Source organism: Streptomyces sp. NPDC002795 (assembly GCF_042888725.1).
Lineage (GTDB): Bacteria > Actinomycetota > Actinomycetes > Streptomycetales > Streptomycetaceae > Streptomyces.
On record NZ_JBIAQB010000011.1, the window covers coordinates 14,456 to 34,446 of the forward strand.

Below are 19,991 nucleotides of genomic sequence, written 5' to 3' on the forward strand. Positions count from 1 at the left end.
CGGAGTCGGGTGGCGAAATCGTCGTGTCCTCAACAATCACGGGTCAACGCGTACGACTGTGAAGATCCCGTGAAGTGGCCTGATCTACAAGGAAATTGATCAGTTGTCGGGCGAGCGCAGCACACGGAGGTGGCCGCGGCGCGCGACCTCCATGGGGTCCGCGGTGCGCGCCCCCGAGCCACCGGCCCCGGCCGCGCGCTCCTGCGGGCGGGCCGCCTCGCGCACGGCGTTGGCGAGGGCCTCCAGGTCGTCCCCGCTGGGGCGGCTGGGGCCGCTGCCGCCGGAGAGCCGGACGACCTCCCAGCCGCGCGGCGCGGTGAGGCGCTCGGAGTGCTCGGCGCACAGGTCGTAGCAGTGGGGTTCGGCGTAGGTGGCGAGCGGACCGAGGACCGCGGTCGAGTCGGCGTAGACGTACGTCAGCGTCGCGACGGCGGGACGGCCGCAAGCGGTGCGCGAACAGCGACGTACAGGGCTCACAGCGTTGGACGGTACCGCACTCTTGAGCGGGCCGCGACGACTCTCCCCGAGGTCACCCCACCGTGTCGTGGCGCGACACGGCGCACACCACCGCGCGCGGGCGCCCCGGTGACCTGCGCCGACCCCCGGTTGTGCGCCCCCAAGGGCAGTTGAAAGCGGTCACCACTCAGGGCATATAGCGCCAATTGCCGCGAGATCATCGATCCGGGAGAGAAGTTGAATCAGCCCCAAGATTGGCTTGATCGGTCAGGAAGCGACATGGAACGCCCCGTCGGGCGCCGCCCCGCTTCCGGCGCCGCGGAGGACTACGCTGCGTCAGTGATGGAAAGGCCAGTCAACACAGACGACGCGGTTTCGCCGCCCTCCGGGGAGCCGCGCCCGCCGCGCCGGCGCGACCGGCACGGCCGGGGCATGCGCGGGCCCGTGGCGCCCCCGCAGGTGCCGCTGTCCGCGAGCCGCGCCGAGGCCTTCTCCGACCTCGTACAGGACTCCGTGGAGCGCCTGGAGCGGCGCTGGCCGCAGCTCTCCGAGGTCGACTTCCTGATTCTGGACGTGCCCCGGCTGACGGCCGAGGACGAGGCGATGACCGGTGGCACGGTGCCGCTCGGCGGCACGGTCCCCGCTCGGGACGACACCCCCGCGCGCGTGGTCATCTACCGGCGCCCCGTGGAGATCCGCACCAAGGGGCGCGAGGAGCAGGCGGCGCTCGTGCACGAGGTCGTCGTCGAGCAGGTCGCGGAGGTCCTGGGGCTCACCCCGGAGACCGTGGATCCCCGCTATGGGGACTACGGAGACTACGGAGACGGCGAGGACTGACCCCGCCGCCCCCGTAGGCGGCTACTTCTGCACCACCGAGAGGTCCTCGTCGGCCTTCGGCACCGACACCATGCCGCGGTCGTCCGGCAGCGTCTGCACGGTGAACGCGGGGACGGAGCCCTGCTTCTTCTCCAGCATCCGCGAGCCATGGACCGGGCCGCCCGACACCGGCTCCACCGTCAGCGCGTACGAGCCCTTCAGGCCGGACGGGACGGGCGGGGTGACCGAGAGGGTCGTGCCGCCCTTGACCGTGTACTCCTTCGTGGTCGCCGTGCCGCCCTCGGTGCCCGGGGAGGCGGTGACCTTGACCTTGCCGGTCGACCCGGGGGCGGTCAGGGCGAGCGTGGTGCCCTTGGAACGGTTGTCGGCGACCGTGGCGCGCGCGCCGATGCTCCGGGTGGCCGGGATGAACGCGGTCTCCTGGTCGGCGCCCTTGCCGCGCGTGACGCGCAGGGCGGCCACGACCGGCACGGAGCCCTCGGAGGGCGTCAGGATCAGCGAGCCCGCCTCGCCGCGCGTCACGGCGCCGAGGTCGGCGGCCGTGGTCATGCCCGACTTCAGGTGCAGCGTGTCGTGCCCGGCGGGCGCGATCTTGCCGCTGGAGGTCGCGAGCTGGACCTTCAGGTCGGCGTCGTCCTGACCCGGCGCGAAGGCGACCAGGCGCACGTTCTTGGCGTCCTTCGGGATGCCGGGCAGCACCAGGGACGCGGCCGGGTCGGCGGAGGCGGGCAGCCAGTCCCCGCCCTGCTTCTCGTCCGCGTCCGACACGGCCGCCCCGACCCGGCCGCTGCGCGCGGTCACGTGCAGCGTGAGGTTCGTTTCCGCCTTGTCGGTCAGCGTCGAGAGCAGCACCGGGACGCTGGAGTGCGGTCCCACGGTGATGCCCTCGCCGACCTCGGACTTGACGGCCCCTTCGGGGCCGTACATCTGCACGTCCACGACCGCGGCCTCGTCGTCCGGGTTCGTGAGGTGGACGTAGTCGCTGCGGCCCTTGGCGGTGCTGGCGCCGGGGAAGTAGAAGTCCGTGTCGGGCTCCGAGCAGTTCACACCGAGCAGGCCGCGGCCCGAGCCCGCGGTCACGCTGGTGGTCTGCTGGACGGTCCAGCCGGGCGCGAGGGCCCCGTCGGCGGTGCCGGTCAGGGCGGGCGCCTCGGCCCCCGTGGCGTCGCCCGCGACGGGCGTGCCGGGCTTCTTCGGGGTGACGACCGCCTTGCCCTTCTTGCCGCCCTTGGCGGGCGTCAGCTCCGCCGTACCGGCGCCCTCGGTGCCCTTCGTCTCAGGTGTGTACGAGGTGTACGCGGTCTCGGCCAGGTCGGACTGGCTCGGCTGCGGACACAGCAGGCTGGAGCGCTCGACCGGGAGGCGCGCGGCGGCCGCCTTGCCGGAGGTGTCGTCCCCGCCGGGCGTCGTGGCGGCGGCGAAGCCCGTGACGGCGGCCAGGGCGGTCACGGCGGCGATCAGGGACAGGGTCGTGCGGTTCACTGCTGGCTCCCGTCGGGGCGCTCATTGTCGGCGCCGTTGCCGTGGCCGTGCTGCTGCTCGTATGCGGGGTCGTACGTCGGGTCGTACGTGGGGTCGTACTGCTGGGGCTGCTCGTACCCGCCTCCGTAGGCGTACGGGTCGTACTGGCCCGCCTGGTAGGGGGCGGCCTGCTGCGGGTCGTACCCGTAGGCACCGCCCTGGTACTGCTGCTCCCCCGCCGCGTACGTGCCGTACTCGGCGCCCGCGTAGCTGGGCTGGTCCCACTCCGCGTACGTCTGCTGCTGCGGGAAGCCCGCCACTGGGGCCTCCTCCGGAGGAGGAGGCACGGCGGCCCCGGGGACCGGCTGGGGCGCCGGCTCCGGCTGGGCCGCCTGCTCGGCCTCTGCCTGGGCCCGCAGGCGGCGGGCCCTTCGGCCGTCGCCCGCGAGGTCCTGTGCGGTCACCACGGGCTCGTCCGGCAGGTCGTCGTCGACGTCCTGGCGCCGGCCCGGCAGGGCGAGCACCACGAGGACGAGGGCGAGCGCGCCCTGTGCCCACAGCCAGGCGGTGTGCGTGATCGGCGCGTCGTACGTGACGTCCAGCGTGCCGCCCGACGCGGGCAGTTCGAAGCCCTGCGCCCAGCCGTCGACGGTGGTCTTCGTCAGAGGCGCGCCGTCCAGCGTCGCGGTCCAGCCCTCGGCGGACTGGTCGGCGAGGCGCAGGATGCGGCCCTCCTTGCCCTGCGGCACCTTCGTGTGCAGCTCGACGGGGCCCGCCGCGACCGGTACGGCCTCCTCCGCCGTGGAACCGGCGTCGGCCTTCGGCAGGACGACGGCCCGCGCCACCTGCCGGTCGACGCGCCACAGCGCCGTGCCGTCCTGCTGACTGAGCCGGGTCAGGCCGGGCGTCGCGTCGAGGACGCGGCTCATCTCGCGCGGCGCGCCGCCCCGTACGAGGACGTAGCGCACGGCGAAGCCGCCGAGCTGGTCGGCCTGGTCGGCGCCGGAGCCGGCGACCAGGTTGGCGACGACCTTGTCGAGCTTGGAGTTCTCACCGGCGGCCTCGGTCAGCTCGCCGTCACCGAGACGCGCTCCCGCGCCCCGGACCAGCGAGTACGCGACGTCGCCCGTGGAGCCGTCCATGACGAGCGTGCGGGCCTGGTCGCGGGTGCCGGCCTCCTCGGCGACGAACGCGGGCACCTGCACCGGGTCGCGTCGCTCCACGGGCCCGTCGGCGCCGCCGATCATCCAGCCCGCGGCGAGCAGCACTGGGCCCGCCGCCGCGGCGAACGCGATGAGCGCGGCCACCGGCTGACGCCAGCCGAAGCTCTGCTCGGCCACCCGCGAGCGGGCGCCGTCGGCACCGAGCGCGGCAGCGGCCAGGAGCGCGATGCCGTACACGAGGGTGGCGGGTCCGGCCCACGCCGAACCGTTCGACAGGGCCGCGAAGACGAGCGCCACGACGGCGACGGACCAGGAGGCGATGATCGCGCGGCGGCGCTCGTGGCGCAGCAGAGCGGCCAGCGCCGCGAGGACGATGCCGACGAGCAGCAGGCTGCCCGTGGTCCCGGCGCCGCCGGGCGACGCGCCGAGCAACCCCAGCCCGGTCGCGGACCCCGCCCCGTACGGGATTCCGGCCTCCTTGAAGAAGCCGAACGGGAGCAGCGAGAGGGACCACGGCGCGAGCATCAGCAGCGGTGTGCCGAGCGCGGCCAGGAAACGCAGCCCGTAGGCGGTGATGTCGGAGCGCCGCACTACAAGGAGGGCGATGCCGAGGACGAGCGCGACCGGCCACACGATCGGCGTGAACGCCGTCGTGATCGTGAGCAGCAGCGCGTACGCCCAGGTGGCCCGCCAGCTGCCGCGCCCGCCCTGAGTGTGCGTCAGGCCCGAAGCGGCGAGGCCCGCGCGCGCGAGGAGCGGCAGCAGGATCGCCAGCACGGCGGTGCCGATGCGGCCGCCCGCGAGGGCGCCCGTGACGGCGGGCAGGAAGGCGTACGCGACGGCCGCCCACGCGCGCAGCAGGCGCGAGGTGACGAGCGGCCTGGACGCGAAGTACGCGGTGAGACCGGCGAGCGGCACCGAGCCGACGAGCAGCACGGTGACCGCGAGCCCGGTGGAGCCGAACAGTACGGAGGCGAAGGTGGCGAGCAGCGCGAGGTACGGGGGCGCCGCCTGGGTGCCGCCCGTACTGGTGGCGTGCCAGGCGTCGGCGTACCGCGCCCACAGTTCGGACGCGTCGGCGGGAGCCGGCAGCAGTGCGCCGCCCGCGAGCGCTCCGCCGCCCAACAGCCCTCTACAGGCGATGAGGGAGACGAAAAGCAGCACTACAAGGAGCATCGGCCCGGGGTTGCGGGCGATGCGCTTGAGGCGCGCGAACCGCTCGACCCGGACGAACTCGGCGTCGTCGGGCGACTCGAGGCCACCGCCACCGTGCCGGCCCGCCCTGGCGGTCTCCGGGTCGGAGCCCTCGAAGAGGTTCCCCGCCACCTGTTCGACGGTGAGCCGCACCGTCGCGCCCGGCGGCGGGAACAGCGGACGCAGTTCCTTGGAGTCGACGACTCCCTTGCCGCGCTGCCTCCGGGCGGCGAGGATCCGCCCCGGCCGCAGCAGCGTCGCCAGCAGACCGGTGATCTCGTCGAAGGCCTGACCCGGCACCTTGCCGACGAGGTACGCGAGCGTACGCAGCAGCGTGCCGAACACGAGGCGGAGCAGGGCCCACGGAAGCGTCGCCCCGCGCGCGTTGGCGAGCAGCGTGTAGACGGCGCCCGCCTTGTCGACCTTGTGCGGCGACGTGGCGGTGCGGCCGACGCAGTCGACGGTGCGGCGCTCGCGGGAGGCGGCCTCCGCGTGCCGCACGACGGCTTCGGGGGCGACGACGACCCGGTGGCCCGCGGCCTGGGCGCGCCAGCACAGGTCGACGTCGTCACGCATCAGCGGCAGCCTGCGGTCGAATCCGCCGAGCTGCTCGAAGACGTCACGCCGGATCAGCATGCCCGCGGTGGACACGGACAGCACGGGCCGCACATGGTCGTGCTGCCCCTGGTCCTGCTCGCGGCGGTCGATACCGGTCCAGCGGCGCCCGGAGTGGGCGATGGAGACGCCGACCTCGAGCAGCTGCCTGCGGTCGTACCAGCCGCGCAGCTTGGGTCCGACGATGGCGACATCGCTGCCTGCCTCGCGCTCCATCTCGACGACGCGCAGCATCTGGGCGAGCGCGTCGGGGTCGGGCGCGCAGTCGTCGTGCAGCAGCCACAGCCACTGCTCGGGTTCGCCGTGCGGCAGGTCCGGCAGGTCGTACGCGTCGTCGCGCCAGCTGCGGCTGACGGGGTCCCAGCCGCTGGGGCGCTTCAGGTACGGCAGCTCTTCAGGGCTGAGGACGCCCGCGCTGCGCACGGCCTCCTCGACGGCCTGGCCGAAGCCGGTGCGGCGCGCGAGGTGCAGCACGCGGTCGTCACCGATGGCCCGCGCGACCAGCGCGGCGGAGTCGTCGGCGCTGCCGGTGTCGGCCGCCATCGCGTTCTGTACGGGGCGCTCCTGGGAGAGCAGTCCTGACAGAACGTCGGGCAGCCAGCGCGCCCCGTCGTGCGAGACGACGACGGCGGTGACGACATGCCTGGGGAACTCGGGGGCGCTGCTCGGGTCGACCCCTGCTGCGGGCCCCGGGTTGAACGCGGCGGCGGCAGTACCGAATTGGTCTGCCGAGTGGCTGTGCACGGACATCGAGGTACGGGCCCCGGTTCGTTGGACTGCGGTGGACGCCCGCGCCCGCTGGGGACACGGTGGCGTCCGGGACGGGGCCCCACACTAACGGCTGCCAACAACAGCGGCCCGCCGCCTGTGGACAACCACGGGCAGCGGGCCGGAAAGCACCGCACATCTCGGGGGGAATGGCCCTGGACAGCGGCCTGCTTCAGACAGCGGCCTTCTTCAGGCGGCGGCGCTCGCGCTCGGAGAGGCCGCCCCAGATGCCGAAGCGTTCGTCGTTGGCGAGCGCGTATTCGAGGCACTCGGAGCGGACCTCACACGCGAGGCAGACCTTCTTGGCCTCTCTCGTGGAGCCGCCCTTCTCGGGAAAGAAGGATTCGGGGTCGGTCTGGGCGCACAGCGCGCGCTCCTGCCAGCCGAGTTCTTCTTCCGCGTCCTCGACCAGCAGATCCTGAAACGACTCGGTCATAGTGCGCCCCTCGTCTGTCCGTGCGTCCCCGTGATGTTGCCGTTGCCGATTTCGGCTGAACGACACGAGTGAAATTACAAGTGTGCCGATCCGGGGCAGTCAAGCCGAGATCTGCTATTGGGCCCGTTATTCACTCTGCGGAACCAAGGCTATGCGGAAAGTGTTCAAATCGCCAAAAACCATGACACTTGCCCGCGGCTCATGTGGAGCCGACCGCACTCCGTGCGGCCGCCCCTCCTTCGATGAACCACTACAAGAAAGGACGTCGCAAAGATCGCTGACGTTCCGGCGTTTGCGCGCCGGGTTGCTGCGCCACATGTCCGGCCATCCCGCTGCACAAACCTTTCGCCTGCCAACGGCACCGGATGAGGTGAACCATATTCCACAATCCGGACATTGGGTTGACAACGTGGGCATGACCAGCTGTCCTGGTGGGCATGTTCGCGATTTCGGCACCCTCGACGACCGGCACCGCCGGGTCCGTTCGCGCTGCCCTCGCGTGCTGTTGCTGTTCCAGCTGTTGAGTCGTTGAGCCCGTCGGCTCCGACCACGCTTCTTCTCATTCCAGTACGGCCCTGTGCACCGCACTCCCTTGAGGAACACCACCACCCCATGAACAGCGACAGCGACCTCCAGATCGCCGGCGACATCCTCGAAGTACCGCACCTGCTGCAGCCCGTCCGTGAGCACCCCGGGACGGTGGCCGAATTCGTCGGCCTCGCGCGCTCCATCGCCGCCGACCGCTCCCAGTGGGAGCACCTCGTCGAGTACGACGCCACGACCCGCTGGTACCACCGTCTGCGCACCGGCCCGGGTTACGAGGTGTGGCTGTTGTCGTGGGTGCCGGGTCAGGGCAGCGGGATGCACGACCACGGCCTGTCCTCCGGCGTACTGACGCTGCTGCAGGGCGAACTGACGGAGCGTACGCAGGGGGGCGTGCGCGCGCTCGGCACCGGCGCGCAGCGGGTTTTCGCGCCGGGCTACGTCCATGAGGTCGTCAACGACTCGATCGAGCCCGCGGTCAGCCTGCACGTCTACTTCCCCGGCCTCACCCAGATGCCCATGTACACCCCGACCTGCTCGGTCGCCGAAGGCTCCACTGTCTGAGACCGGCCGACGCGTTGTCAGAGGTGCCTGAGATGCTGGGCACATGCGCATTGTGGTTCTGGCAGGCGGCATCGGTGGTGCCCGGTTCCTTCGCGGTCTCAAGCAGGCCGCGCCGGACGACGCGGCCATCACGGTCATCGGCAACACCGGGGACGACATCCACCTCTTCGGCCTCAAGGTCTGTCCGGACCTCGACACGGTGATGTACACGCTGGGCGGCGGCATCAACGAGGAGCAGGGCTGGGGACGTACGGACGAGGCGTTCACGGTCAAGGAGGAGCTCGCGGCGTACGGGGTCGGACCCAAGTGGTTCGGGCTCGGCGACCGGGACTTCGCGACCCACATCGTCCGTACGCAGATGCTGAGCGCCGGCTACCCGCTGAGCGCGGTCACCGAGGCGCTGTGCGAGCGATGGCAGCCGGGCGTGCGGCTCCTGCCCATGACGGACGACCGCGTGGAGACGCACGTGGCGGTCGATGTGGACGGTGAGCGCAAGGCCGTGCACTTCCAGGAGTACTGGGTGAAGCTGCGCGCCTCCGTGGACGCGCAGGCCGTCGTGCCGGTCGGTGCCGAGCAGGCGAAGCCCGCGCCGGGCGTCCTGGAGGCCATCGCCGAGGCCGACGTGATCCTCTTCCCGCCGTCGAACCCCGTGGTGAGCGTCGGGACGATCCTGGCGGTGCCGGGGATCCGGGAGGCCATCGCCGAGGCCGGCGCGCCCGTCGTCGGGCTCTCGCCGATCGTCGGTGACGCTCCGGTGCGGGGCATGGCCGACAAGGTGCTCGCGGCCGTGGGCGTCGAGTCCAGCGCGGCCGCCGTCGCCGAGCACTACGGGGTGGGTCTGCTCGACGGCTGGCTGGTCGACACCGTGGACGAGAAGGCCGTGGAGCGGGTCGAGGCGGCCGGCATCCCGTGCCGGGCCGTACCGCTGATGATGACGGACCCCGTGGAGGGCACCGCCGCCGCGGAGATGGCGCGTGAGGCGCTGAAGCTCGCGGAGGAGGTGCGCGGCGCGTGACGACGACCCCTGACGTCCCCGGCACCGCTGCCGCCCCCGGCTTTCGCGCGTGGGCGCTCCCCGGCATCCCCGAGGTGCGGGAGGGCGACGACATCGCGAAGCTGATCGTCGCCGCCGAGCCGGGGCTCGTCGACGGTGACGTGCTGCTGGTCACCTCGAAGATCGTCAGCAAGGCCGAGGGGCGCGTGCTCCGGGCCGACGACCGGGAGGCCGCGATCGACGCCGAGACCGTACGGGTCGTGGCGCGGCGCGGCACACTGCGGATCGTCGAGAACAAGCTGGGGCTCGTGATGGCCGCGGCAGGGGTCGACGCCTCCAACACCCCGGCCGGGACAGTGCTGTTGCTGCCCGAGGACCCGGACGCCGCCGCGGCCGCGATCCGGGACGGCGTGCGGGACGCGCTCGGGGTGGACGTCGGGGTCGTCGTCACCGACACCTTCGGCAGACCGTGGCGGAACGGGCTGACGGATGTCGCCATCGGAGCGGCAGGCGTGCGCGTACTCGACGATCTGCGGGGCGGTACGGACGCGTACGGGAATCCGCTCAGCGCCACCGTGGTGGCCACCGCCGACGAGCTGGCGGCGGCGGGTGACCTCGTGAAGGGGAAGGCCGGGGGGCTGCCGGTCGCCGTGGTGCGGGGGCTCGACGCGGTCACCGGTGAGGGCGAACAGGGCGGTTCCGCCAGGGAGTTGGTGCGGGTCGCGCGCGACGACATGTTCCGGCTCGGCACGTCGGAGGCGGTACGGGAGGCCGTGACGCAGCGGCGGACCGTGCGGGCGTTCACCGACGAGCCGGTCGACCCGGGGGCCGTGCGGCGGGCCGTCGCGGCGGCCGTCACGGCGCCCGCGCCGCATCACACGACGCCGTGGCGGTTCGTGCTCCTGGAGTCGCGGGAGTCGCGGGAGCGGCTGCTCGACGCGATGCGGGACGCGTGGATCGCGGACCTGCGGCGGGACGGCAAGAGCGAGGAGTCGATCGCGAAGCGGGTGCGGCGGGGGGATGTGCTGCGCAACGCGCCGTACTTGGTGGTGCCCTGTCTCGTGATGGACGGGTCGCACACGTACGGGGACGCGCGGCGGGATGCCGCCGAGCGGGAGATGTTCGTGGTGGCCACCGGGGCCGGGGTGCAGAACTTCCTGGTCGCGCTGGCCGGCGAGCGGCTCGGTTCCGCGTGGGTCTCGTCGACGATGTTCTGCCGGGATGTCGTACGGGACGTGCTCGATCTGCCGGAGTCGTGGGATCCGATGGGGGCCGTCGCGGTGGGGCATGCCGCGGGGGCGCCGGGTGAGCGGCCGGAGCGGAGCGTCTCCGACTTCGTGGAGGTCCGGTAGGGCCCGGCTGCTGTGACGTCGGGCGTCGCCCCACCTCACCTCACCACTCCGCGATGTTCACCCTGCGCATCTTGGGTTGCCTGCGCGACGGTGAGACGCCGCTGAGCATGATCAGGCGGGCCGCCCGGTGGCGCTGGCCCGCGTACGGGGCCAGGAGTTCCAGCATGTCCTCGTCCGTCGCGTCCCGGTTGGCCGCGAGGGCGTAGCCGACGATGCCGGGCAGGTGCAGATCGCCCGTCGTCACCTCGTCGGGGGCGCCGTGCGTGCGCTGGACCGTCTCCGCGGAGGTCCAGGGGCCGATGCCGGGGACCAGTTCCAGGCGGGTGCGGGCCTCCCCCGGCTCCATCCGCACCGCCTCCTCCAGGCGGCGGGCCACCTTTGCCGCGCGGATGATCGTCGAGGCGCGCTTGTTGTCCACGCCCGCCCTGTGCCACTCCCAGGAGGGGATCAGCGTCCAGGTGCGCGGGTCCGGCATCACGCGCATCCGCAGGTCCTCGCCAGCCGGGCCCGGGGCCGGTTCGCCGTACTTGTTCAGGAGCAGGCGCCAGGCGCGGTACGCCTCGTCCGTCGTGACCTTCTGTTCCAGGATCGACGGGATCAGGGATTCGAGGACCAGGCCGGTGCGGGTGAGGCGGAGGCCGGGGCGGCGGCGGGTCGTCTGTGCGACGAGGCGGTGGCGGGGTTCGAAGGCGGTCGGGTCGTCCGACTCGCCGAGCAGGTGCGGGAGCCGGGACAGGAACCAGTCGGCTCCCTCGCCCCAGGCCCGGGCCCGGACCGCGCCGTCGCGCTCCTCTGTGACCTGGAGGGTGGCCGGGCCCTGGGGGGTGCGGCTGGATCGCCATACCGAGCCGTCCGGGGTGGTGCGGAAGGTGGGGTCCGCGGGGCCTCTGCGCAGGGGGCTCAGGGTGAGGCCCAGGTGTAGAGGGGTTTCGGTGGGGTATCGGCGGCCGGCCACGGGGTCCTTCTGGTGGGCGGGTGGTGGGGCGGGGGTTCTTCGAGGGTAAGTGGTTTTCTCCCCCAACCCGCCCCTTCCCGAAATTGCCCCTTCGGGGCGCCGTGGTTGACGTCTCGGGGCTCCGCCCCGGACCCCGCTGCTCAATCGCCGCAGGGGCTCAAAAAGCTAGGTCACTGGTCCGACGAGAAGCGGATCGAGGCCGGGGGCAGGGTTGTGTCGCACCAGACGCGGACGCCTGACTGGAGTTCGTTGTCCGCGCCCACGTGGGCGCCGTCGCCTATCACCGCGTCCTTGAGGGTCGTGCGGGCGCCGACCCGGGCTCCGGTGCCGACCAGGGAGTCCGTGATCACCGCGCCCGGTTCGATCACGGCGTCGGGCAGGATCGCGGAGCCGGAGACGCGGGCGCCCTCGCCGATCCGCGCGCCCTCGCTCACGACCGTGCCCCCGGTGAGCTTCGCGTCCGGGGCCACCCGTGCCGTCGGCAGGACCAGGCGGTCGCCGCGGCGGCCGGGGACGGCGGGCGACGGGGCGCGGCCCATGACCAGGTCGGCGGAGCCGCGGACGAAGGCCTGGGGGGTGCCGAGGTCCAGCCAGTAGGTCGAGTCGACCATGCCCTGGAGATGGGCCCCGGAGGCCAGGAGGTCCGGGAACGTCTCGCGTTCCACCGAGACCGGTCGGCCCGTCGGGATCGTGTCGATGACCGAGCGGCGGAAGACGTACGCGCCCGCGTTGATCTGGTCCGTGACGATCTCTTCGGGGGTCTGGGGCTTCTCCAGGAAGGCCGTCACCCGGCCCGTCGAGTCCGTGGGCACCAGGCCGTACGCGCGCGGGTCCTCGACCCGCGACAGGTGGAGCGAGACGTCCGCGCCGGTCGTCTCGTGCTCGTGGACGAGCGCGCCGATGTCCAGGCCCGTCAGGATGTCGCCGTTGAAGATCAGGACCGGCTCGTCGGGCGCCGAGCGCAGGCGCGAGGCGACGTTGCGGATGGCGCCGCCGGTGCCGAGAGGCTCGACCTCGGTGACGTATTCGAGGTGGAGACCGAGGCTGGAGCCGTCGCCGAAGTAGGGCTCGAAGACCTCGGCCAGGTAGGAGGTGGCCAGAACGATGTGGTCGACGCCCGCGGCCTTCGCGCGCGCCAACTGGTGCGTGAGGAACGGCACGCCGGCCGCCGGGACCATCGGTTTCGGCGTGTTCACCGTGAGTGGCCGGAGTCTGGTGCCCTTGCCGCCGACCAGGAGTATCGCTTCAGTCACCTGTCGTCTCTGCTTCCTGCTGGGGCCGGCCGAACTGTCTTTCGGCCGGCCAGTGTATGCAGACCGTGCGAGGCGCCCAGGCCGGCCGGCGTCAGCGACCCTGGAGGCGGGCGGAGCTGCTGCGGGCACTGCCGAGCTTGTTGTAGAGGCGGCGTCCCGGACATTCGGTCGCGAATCCGTCCCTGTGCCCGGAGATCACCTTGAGTCGTACATTCTTTCCCTTGCGGTAGAGATTGCTACCGCCCGACTTCAGATATGTCGACCCGCGTGGATTCGCGCCGGTGAGACCGAGCTTCCAGGCCGTGAGTCGCGCGATGGCCCTGACGGCCGCGGAGGGCGGGTTGGAGCTGCCGAACGAGCCCAGAACCGCGATGCCCGTGCTGTTGGTGTTGAAACCGAGGGTGTGTGCGCCCATGACCGGCTTGGTGACACCACCGGCCCGGCCTTCGTAGATGTTGCCGCACTTGTCCACGAGGAAGTTGTAGCCGATGTCGCGCCAGCCACTGCTCTTGACGTGGTAGCGGTAGATACTGCGGATGACGGAAGGGGCTTGCGAGCAGCGGTAGTTGTTGCCGGAAGCGCTGTGGTGGATGAAGGCGGCCTTGACGGTTCTGGTGTAGCCGAGTTTGCGTTCCCGGAGTTTCTCGTTGGCGCCCCAGCCCTTGCGCTTGATGATGCGCGGGCGCGGGCCGATGAACGGGCGGGACTGTGCCGCGGCCGCCTTGCCGCCGCGGGCCTCGATCAGTTCGTCCTCCGTCTGCTTCTTGTCGAGGGCGGGGATGACGTCGGCGCCGACCCCTTCCGCGCGGGAGCCCTGCGCGGGCTCTTCGCCTGGGTCGACGAGTTCGAGGCGCAGGCCCTCCGGGAGGGTGGCCGGGTGCGCGTCGCGCTCGGTCTCGGCCTCTTCCGCCTTGACGCGTACTTCCACGCCGTCGCTGTTCCCGACCCAGAGCGGGGCGGTCGCGCCGTGCAGGCTGCCTGCGGTGCGCTCGGGGGTGCCCAGGTCGGGGGCGTCGTCGTTGTGGGTCTCCACGTCCTGCCAGGCGGACCAGCGGGTGGTGTCCGTGGTGCGCGTACGCACCTGTACGTGGCCGTGGAGTTGGGCGTCCGGGTCGTCCCAGACGACGCCGACGAGGGAGAAGGGGCGCACGTCGCGGCGTGTGAGCCCTTGTTCTTGGGGGACGCCGGCGGCGCGCGTCGACGTGCTGCCGGGCGACGATTCGAGGGGCAGGGACTGGGTGCTGCCGGGGACCGCTTCGCGCGTCGGGGACGGCGCGGCGTGCGAGGCCGTGGGCAGTGTGAGCGGGAGGGCCAGGGCCGCCGCGCAGGTGACACCGATCGATGAAGCTAGGAATCCACGCATGCGCACGATCGTGTGCGGATCCTTGGGCATCGGCCATCGGGGAGAGTCATACGGGTGTTGGGCGGGGCCTCGCGCACCGCTGGGCGGGCGGGGGGACCCGGCGCCACGGGCGTGCGTAGGCTGGCTGGTGTGAATGCTGCTGCTCGTACTCCCGCCGCTCTGCTTCAGACCGCTCTCGCCGATGATCCGGGGCGGCCGCTCGTCACCTTCTACGACGACGCGACCGGGGAGCGCGTGGAGTTGTCCGTGGCCACGTTCGCGAACTGGGTGGCCAAGACCGCCAATCTGCTGCAGGGCGACCTGAACGCCGAACCCGGCGACCGCCTCGCCCTGTTGCTGCCCGCCCACTGGCAGAGCGCGGTGTGGCTGCTGGCCTGTTCGTCCGTCGGCGTCGTCGCCGATGTGGGCGGGGATCCGGGCGGCGCCGATCTCGTCGTGAGCGGGCCCGACACGCTCGACGCGGCCCGTGCCTGCTCCGGGGAGCGGGTCGCGCTGGCGCTGCGGCCGCTCGGCGGGCGGTTCCCGCAGCCGCCCGAGGGCTTTGTCGACTACGCCGTCGAAGTGCCGGGGCAGGGCGACCGGTTCGCCCCCTTCGCACCGGTCGACGCGGACGAGATCGCGCTGGTCGTGGCCGGCGCCGAGTGGACGGGCGCCGAAGTGGTGGAGAAGGCGGCGGCCGACGCCACCGGGCTCGGCCTGAGCGGGCCCGGTTCGCGGCTGCTGTCCGGCCTGTCGTACGACACCTGGCAGGGGCTCGCCGCGGGGCTCTACGCGCCGCTGGCCACCGGCGGTTCCGTCGTGCTGTGCCGCAACCTCGACCGGCTCGACGAAGAGGCCCTCGCCAAGCGCGTGGAGAGCGAGCGCGTCACCGCGACCGCCCGCTGATCTCGTAGGAATCCCGGATCGCCCGTTCGGCGCAGCTCTCCCGGCCCGTGCGCGCGGAGGGGTCCATGGTCGTAGGTACGCCTACGTTTCCATGAGGGGGACCTGTACGTGACCGACTCCGCTGCCATGCCCCCGGACCACGGGCCGGCCCACGGATCCTCGCCGACCGGCGCGGGGCGTGCGCGGCGGCGGGGGCGATGGCTGCGGTACTCGGCGATCGGCGCGGCGTTCCTGGTGCTCGTGGCGGGCGGCGTCGGCTGGATCGCGTACGACAGGCTCAACGGGAACATCACCGAGGACACGGACACCGCCGCCGAGCTCGCGCGCTACGAGAAGGAACGGCCCACCGTGCTGGCCGAGGGCGCGCAGAACCTGCTGCTCATCGGCTCCGACTCGCGGGCGGGCAAGAACGGGAAGTACGGCCGCAACGACGGCACCCAGCGCTCCGACACCACGATCCTTTTGCACGTCGCGGCGGACCGGAAGAGCGCGACGGCCGTCTCGTTCCCGCGCGACCTGATGACCGACGTGCCGGCCTGTCGGCAGCAGGACGGCTCCCGGCACGAAGAGATGTTCGCGATGTTCAACTACGCCTTCGAGGTGGGCGGTTCGGCCTGCACGATCCGTACGGTCGAGAAGATGACGGGAGTCCGGATCGACCACCACATGGTCGTGGACTTCGACGGGTTCAAGGACATGGTGAACGCCGTCGGCGGCGTCACGGTCTGCCTGGACCGGCCGATCGACGACGACGACGCGCATGTGCGGCTGGCCGCGGGCACCCACCATCTGAACGGCGAGCAGGCCCTGGGCTACGTACGCGCCCGCAAGACCCTCGGCGACGGCAGCGACACCGACCGGATGGACCGTCAGCAGCGGTTCCTCGGCGCGCTCGCCGAGAAGGTGCAGAGCAACGGCGTGCTGCTGAACCCGACCCGGCTCTACCCCGTGCTCGACGCCGCCACCTCCTCGCTGACCACCGACCCCGGGCTCGCCAGCCTGCGCGGGCTCTACGACCTGGTGCGCGGCATGCGCGGCATTCCGGCCGAGCGGATCCAGTTCCTGACGGTGCCCCGCGAGTCGTACGCCTACAACGCCAACCGGGACCAGCTCGTCCAGCCCGCGGCCGAGCGGCTGTTCACGCAGCTGCGCGAGGACACCCCCGTGAAGGTGGCCGAACAGGCGCCCGCGGAGGAGGAGTACGGCGCCCAGGACGAATCCGGCACTGACGGCGAATCAGACGGATATTCCGACGAATACGACGAATACGGTACGTATGACGGCGGCGAGGAGGGTGACGAGGCGAGCGACGGGAAACCCGGCGCGTCCCCCGCCCCCACCTTCCGCGGCAACACGGCAGGACAGGCCTCCTGCGGCTGAGACCGGACGCCCGGACGACGCCCCAACCGCCCCTGGGTAAAGCGGAAGTCATCAGCTGACTCACAGGTTCAAAGAAATGGCCCGGATTGCCCAGTTGTAGGGGAGTGGAATTTGTCACCGTCCTCGCTTGACGCTGAACTGGGCGGATAGTGTGAGCGATCCGGTGCACCCGGCCATGCTTGCGAGCCCGGTCGCGCACTACTGACCGACTTGACCGGGCGCCCGCTTTTAAGGGGGGTGGGGCGCCGCGTGGCCCCGACGGAGGACACAGACAACCGTGGACGCGCAAGGCCGTGGGCGGGCTGAGAACATCGACCCCGCAGATCAGTGGGTGCTCAACCCCCACACCGGTGACTACGAACTGCGACTGACCCCCTCCGCTGGGCAGTCGGCAGTCCCGAGCCCCCGCCGCGCCGCCCCGCGCGGTGGCGGCCAGCGCCGCGGCAGCCCGCAGGGCGGCGGCGGCCGGCGCGACGTTCCTCCGCAGCGCAGACGCCGCGAGGCGCCGGCGGCGCAGGAGCAGGGCTCCGGCCGGCGGCGTTCGCGGCCGAAGAAGAAGTCGAAGGCCAAGAAGGTCATGCTGTGGACGGCCGGCGGCATGGCCATGGTCGTCCTGGTGGGCGCCGGAGTCGGCTACTGGTACTGGGAGCACCTCAACGGCAACATCACCTCGCAGGACGTGGTCGGCGCCAAGAACGGCTTCGCCAAGGACGAGGCGATCAACGTCCTCGTCATGGGCACCGACAAGCGCACCGGCAAGGGCAACGAGGGCTACGGCGACAAGGGCAGCGTCGGCCACGCCGACACGAACGTGCTGCTGCACGTCTCCAAGGACCGTACGAACGCGACCGCGTTGAGCATTCCGCGCGACCTCGTCGTGGATGTGCCGGACTGTCAGGCGAAGCAGAAGGACGGCACGCTCAAGACCATCAAGGGCACGCCGAACAGCCGCTTCAACACCAGCCTCGGGCAGTCCGACCGCGACGCCGGCTGTGTGATGAAGACCGTCAAGGCGGTCACGGGCATCACCGTCGACCACTTCATGATGGCCGACTTCAACGCGGTGAAGACGCTGTCCAGCGCCGTGGGCGGAGTCAACGTCTGTGTCGGCAAGGACGTCAACGACCCGGACTCGCACCTCAAGCTGTCCGCGGGCACCCACAATCTGCAGGGCGAGCAGGCGCTGGCCTTCCTTCGCACCCGGCACAGCTTCGGCAACCAGGGCGACCTGGACCGGATCAAGGTGCAGCAGCAGTTCCTCGGTTCGCTGGCCCGGAAGATGAGTTCGAGCGACACGCTCACCAATCCGCGCAAGCTGACGAACCTCGCGGAGGCCGCGACCAAGGCGCTCACCGTCGACAAGGGCATCGGCAGCCTGAGCGCCCTCAAGGACCTGGCCCTGGAGATCAGGAAGGTGCCGCCGAAGAACCTGTCGTTCACCACGGTGCCCGTGATCGACAACCCGGCGGAGCCGACGCCCGTGACCGTCGTCGTGAACCCGGCGACCGGGCCGCAGGTCTTCTCCGCGATCAAGAACGACGTGTCCCTCACGGAGACGAAGAAGAAGCAGAAGCAGGCCCAGGCGGCGAAGCTCAAGGGCCCCAAGTCCGCCGCCTCCGCGGTCCGCGTCAACATCTACAACGGCAGCGGCAGGACCGGCGCCGCTCAGGAAACTCTCACGGAACTGCAGAACACTGAGGGCGTACTGAAGTCGAGCCAGATGGGCAACAAGCCGAATCAGGCGAAGACGAGTCTCGAGTACGCGCCGGACCAGGCCGACCAGGCCCGGCGGCTCGCGGACATCATGGGCCTTCCGGCGTCCGCGCTGAAGGAAGGCAAGAGCGAGACCAACGACCAGGGGCTGCCGGCGATGACCCTCATCCTCGGCGGCGACTTCAAGGGTGCGGGGACACCCGTCGACGGAGCCTCGGCGAAGGCGCCGGAGGTCGACAAGACAACAGCGGACAAGGCTGTGTGCGCCAAGTGACCAACCTCGGCCGCCTGTTGACTGTCTAAGCAAGTGACAGAGGGCGGCCGAGTCGCTGTCACAGGGCGGGGAGGGCGGGGTACGACATGGGGCGAGGCACGGTGCGTGGGGAGCGCACACAGCGGCCTGCCGGGCGGGGTGAACCACCGGACCAGGCGTCCGACCTGGGGTGGGACGACAGCCTGTACGAGGATGCTCCGGGCGGGGACGACGCGGACAGCCGCGGCCGAACCACCCGCAGCAGGCAGCGCGCGGCCGTCCGGCCGCGCCGCCGCAGACGACGAATACTTCGCTGGACCGCGGGCGTTCTCGCGTTCCTGATCATCGGCACGGCGGGCGCCGGCTATCTCTACTACCGGCACCTGAACGGCAACCTCGACACGGGCAAGCTCAACCTCGGCGAGCACAAGGTCCCCGAACCGACGCCGAACGCGGCGGGCCAGCGCCCGCTGAACATCCTGCTGATCGGCTCCGACAGCCGGAACACCAAGGAGAACCTGAAGCTCGGCGGGCACAAGCAGAGCGTCGGCTCCGCACCGCTGGCCGACGTACAGATGCTGCTGCACCTGTCGGCCGACCGCAGCAACATGTCCGTGGTGAGCATGCCGCGCGACACCCTGACCAGGCTGCCCCAGTGCACCGACCCGAAGTCCGGCAAGGTGTACGAGGCGACGGTCTCCCGGCAGATGGTGAACTCCTCGCTGGCCCGCGGCGGCCCCGGCTGCACGGTCGCCACCTGGGAGGAGATGACCGGCATCCACATCGACCACTACATGATGGTCGACTTCGCGGGTGTCGTGTCGATGGCGGACGCGATCGGCGGCGTACCGGTCTGCGTCAACGCCAACGTCCGCTCCAGGAACAGCTCGGGCGAGGGCTCGGGCCTGAAGCTGAGAAAGGGCACGACGTCCGTCAAGGGCGAGCAGGCCCTGCAATGGCTGCGCACCCGGCACGGCTTCGAGGACGGCAGCGACATCGCGCGCGCCAAGGCGCAGCACATGTACATGAGTTCGATGGTGCGCGAGCTGCGCGAGAACGCGACGTTCAGCCACCCGGCCAAGCTGCGCACGCTCGCCGAGAAGGCGACGAACGCGCTCGGCGTCGACGACGGCCTCGACACGGTCAAGAAGCTGTACGACCTGAGCAACGAGCTGAAGCGGCCCGCCCCGAAGCGGATCACGATGACGACGATGCCGTTCGTGTACGAGGGTGCGCGCGTGGTGCCGAAGGCGAAGGACGCCGACGCGCTGTGGCGCCTGCTCCGGGACGACATCGCGCTCGACGGCAAGGACAAGGCCGACAAGAAGAAGCCGAAGGACGAGACGTCCGACGATCCGGCCGCGGCCGACGGCGAGATCGCGGTGCAGGTGCGCAACGGCACGCGGACCGCGACGACACCCGCGGCGCCCGGACGGGCCGCGCAGGTGGCGCAGGCGCTCACCGCCCAGGGCTTCACGCAGACGGTCCCGGATCAGGCGCAGTCCCTCGTCGAGGACAGAACGGTGATCCGCTACCCCTCGGCCGATCTGGAGGGCGACGCCCAGGCGGTCGCCAAGTCCCTCGGGATTCCGCTGAGTTCGGTCCAGGAGTCGACGGAGGTGTCCGGTGTGACGCTGATCGTGGGCGCCGACTGGAAGACGGGCAGCGCCTACCCGAAGTCCACGGACGACGAGGACGCGGGCAAGGCACTGGACAAGGAGCAGACGCAGAACGGCGCGGACGACTCCACGTGCATGAAGGTGGAGCCGGGCTACACCTGGTAGCGCGCCTGGTGGCTCCTACGAG

15 protein-coding genes are annotated in these 19,991 nt (G+C 71.5%); 8 read left to right on the forward strand and 7 right to left on the reverse strand.

What is annotated here, in order from left to right:
- Positions 1–99 precede the first annotated feature (99 nt).
- Positions 100–477, reverse strand: coding sequence for a DUF3499 domain-containing protein (locus tag ACFYWS_RS29960; RefSeq protein WP_389281618.1), 378 nt, complete (start codon positions 475–477; stop codon positions 100–102).
- A gap of 321 nt (positions 478–798) precedes the next feature.
- On the opposite strand from ACFYWS_RS29960, the gene ACFYWS_RS29965 reads away from it, so the two are divergent.
- Complete coding sequence (locus tag ACFYWS_RS29965) at positions 799–1,293, forward strand: metallopeptidase family protein (RefSeq protein ID WP_389282022.1); 495 nt, start codon at positions 799–801, stop codon at positions 1,291–1,293.
- Between the two features lie 21 nt (positions 1,294–1,314).
- On the opposite strand, the gene ACFYWS_RS29970 is transcribed toward ACFYWS_RS29965, so the two are convergent.
- The 3 genes from ACFYWS_RS29970 to ACFYWS_RS29980 form a co-directional block, all read right to left on the reverse strand.
- Positions 1,315–2,775 (reverse strand): DUF5719 family protein, encoded by a 1,461-nt coding sequence (locus ACFYWS_RS29970; protein ID WP_389281619.1) that lies wholly within the window; start codon positions 2,773–2,775, stop codon positions 1,315–1,317.
- Complete coding sequence (locus ACFYWS_RS29975; protein ID WP_389281620.1) at positions 2,772–6,476, reverse strand: glycosyltransferase; 3,705 nt, start codon at positions 6,474–6,476, stop codon at positions 2,772–2,774. The genes ACFYWS_RS29970 and ACFYWS_RS29975 overlap by 4 nt, the downstream gene beginning before the upstream one ends.
- A 190-nt stretch (positions 6,477–6,666) precedes the next feature.
- The gene (locus ACFYWS_RS29980; RefSeq protein ID WP_127831770.1) at positions 6,667–6,930 is read right to left on the reverse strand and encodes a WhiB family transcriptional regulator; all 264 of its coding nucleotides are present in this window, start codon (positions 6,928–6,930) and stop codon (positions 6,667–6,669) included.
- Positions 6,931–7,542: 612 nt separating this feature from the next.
- Between ACFYWS_RS29980 and ACFYWS_RS29985 the strand changes: the two genes are divergently transcribed.
- From ACFYWS_RS29985 to ACFYWS_RS29995, 3 genes are read left to right on the forward strand one after another with little or no spacing between them, the layout of a single operon-like run.
- Entirely contained in the window at positions 7,543–8,037 is a 495-nt protein-coding gene (locus ACFYWS_RS29985) for a cysteine dioxygenase (protein WP_389281621.1), read from the forward strand.
- Between the two features lie 43 nt (positions 8,038–8,080).
- Positions 8,081–9,052 carry a 2-phospho-L-lactate transferase gene (cofD, locus tag ACFYWS_RS29990; RefSeq protein ID WP_389281623.1) on the forward strand — a complete coding sequence of 324 codons (972 nt, stop codon included), beginning with the start codon at positions 8,081–8,083 and terminating at the stop codon, positions 9,050–9,052.
- Complete coding sequence (locus ACFYWS_RS29995) at positions 9,049–10,383, forward strand: coenzyme F420-0:L-glutamate ligase (RefSeq protein WP_389281625.1); 1,335 nt, start codon at positions 9,049–9,051, stop codon at positions 10,381–10,383. Before cofD ends, ACFYWS_RS29995 begins: the two co-directional genes overlap by 4 nt.
- A gap of 40 nt (positions 10,384–10,423) precedes the next feature.
- Here the strand turns inward: ACFYWS_RS29995 and ACFYWS_RS30000 are convergent, their stop codons facing one another.
- From ACFYWS_RS30000 to ACFYWS_RS30010, 3 genes are all read right to left on the reverse strand, one after another.
- On the reverse strand, positions 10,424–11,338 hold the full coding sequence (locus tag ACFYWS_RS30000) for a DNA-3-methyladenine glycosylase family protein (RefSeq protein ID WP_389281626.1): 915 nt from the start codon (positions 11,336–11,338) through the stop codon (positions 10,424–10,426).
- Between the two features lie 170 nt (positions 11,339–11,508).
- Positions 11,509–12,591, reverse strand: a complete 1,083-nt coding sequence (locus tag ACFYWS_RS30005) for a sugar phosphate nucleotidyltransferase (protein ID WP_389281628.1) — start codon at positions 12,589–12,591, stop codon at positions 11,509–11,511.
- A gap of 91 nt (positions 12,592–12,682) precedes the next feature.
- The gene (locus tag ACFYWS_RS30010; RefSeq protein ID WP_389281629.1) at positions 12,683–13,954 is read right to left on the reverse strand and encodes a peptidoglycan recognition protein; all 1,272 of its coding nucleotides are present in this window, start codon (positions 13,952–13,954) and stop codon (positions 12,683–12,685) included.
- Positions 13,955–14,083: 129 nt separating this feature from the next.
- On the opposite strand from ACFYWS_RS30010, the gene ACFYWS_RS30015 reads away from it, so the two are divergent.
- From ACFYWS_RS30015 to ACFYWS_RS30030, 4 genes are all read left to right on the forward strand, one after another.
- A complete protein-coding gene (locus ACFYWS_RS30015; protein ID WP_389281630.1) occupies positions 14,084–14,839 on the forward strand; it encodes a TIGR03089 family protein in 756 nt (251 codons plus the stop codon).
- A gap of 126 nt (positions 14,840–14,965) precedes the next feature.
- A complete protein-coding gene (locus ACFYWS_RS30020) occupies positions 14,966–16,219 on the forward strand; it encodes an LCP family protein (RefSeq protein WP_389282023.1) in 1,254 nt (417 codons plus the stop codon).
- 277 nt (positions 16,220–16,496) lie between these two features.
- A complete protein-coding gene (locus ACFYWS_RS30025) occupies positions 16,497–18,206 on the forward strand; it encodes an LCP family protein (RefSeq protein ID WP_389281632.1) in 1,710 nt (569 codons plus the stop codon).
- Between the two features lie 86 nt (positions 18,207–18,292).
- Positions 18,293–19,969 (forward strand): LCP family protein, encoded by a 1,677-nt coding sequence (locus tag ACFYWS_RS30030; protein WP_389281634.1) that lies wholly within the window; start codon positions 18,293–18,295, stop codon positions 19,967–19,969.
- Positions 19,970–19,991: the final 22 nt, after the last annotated feature.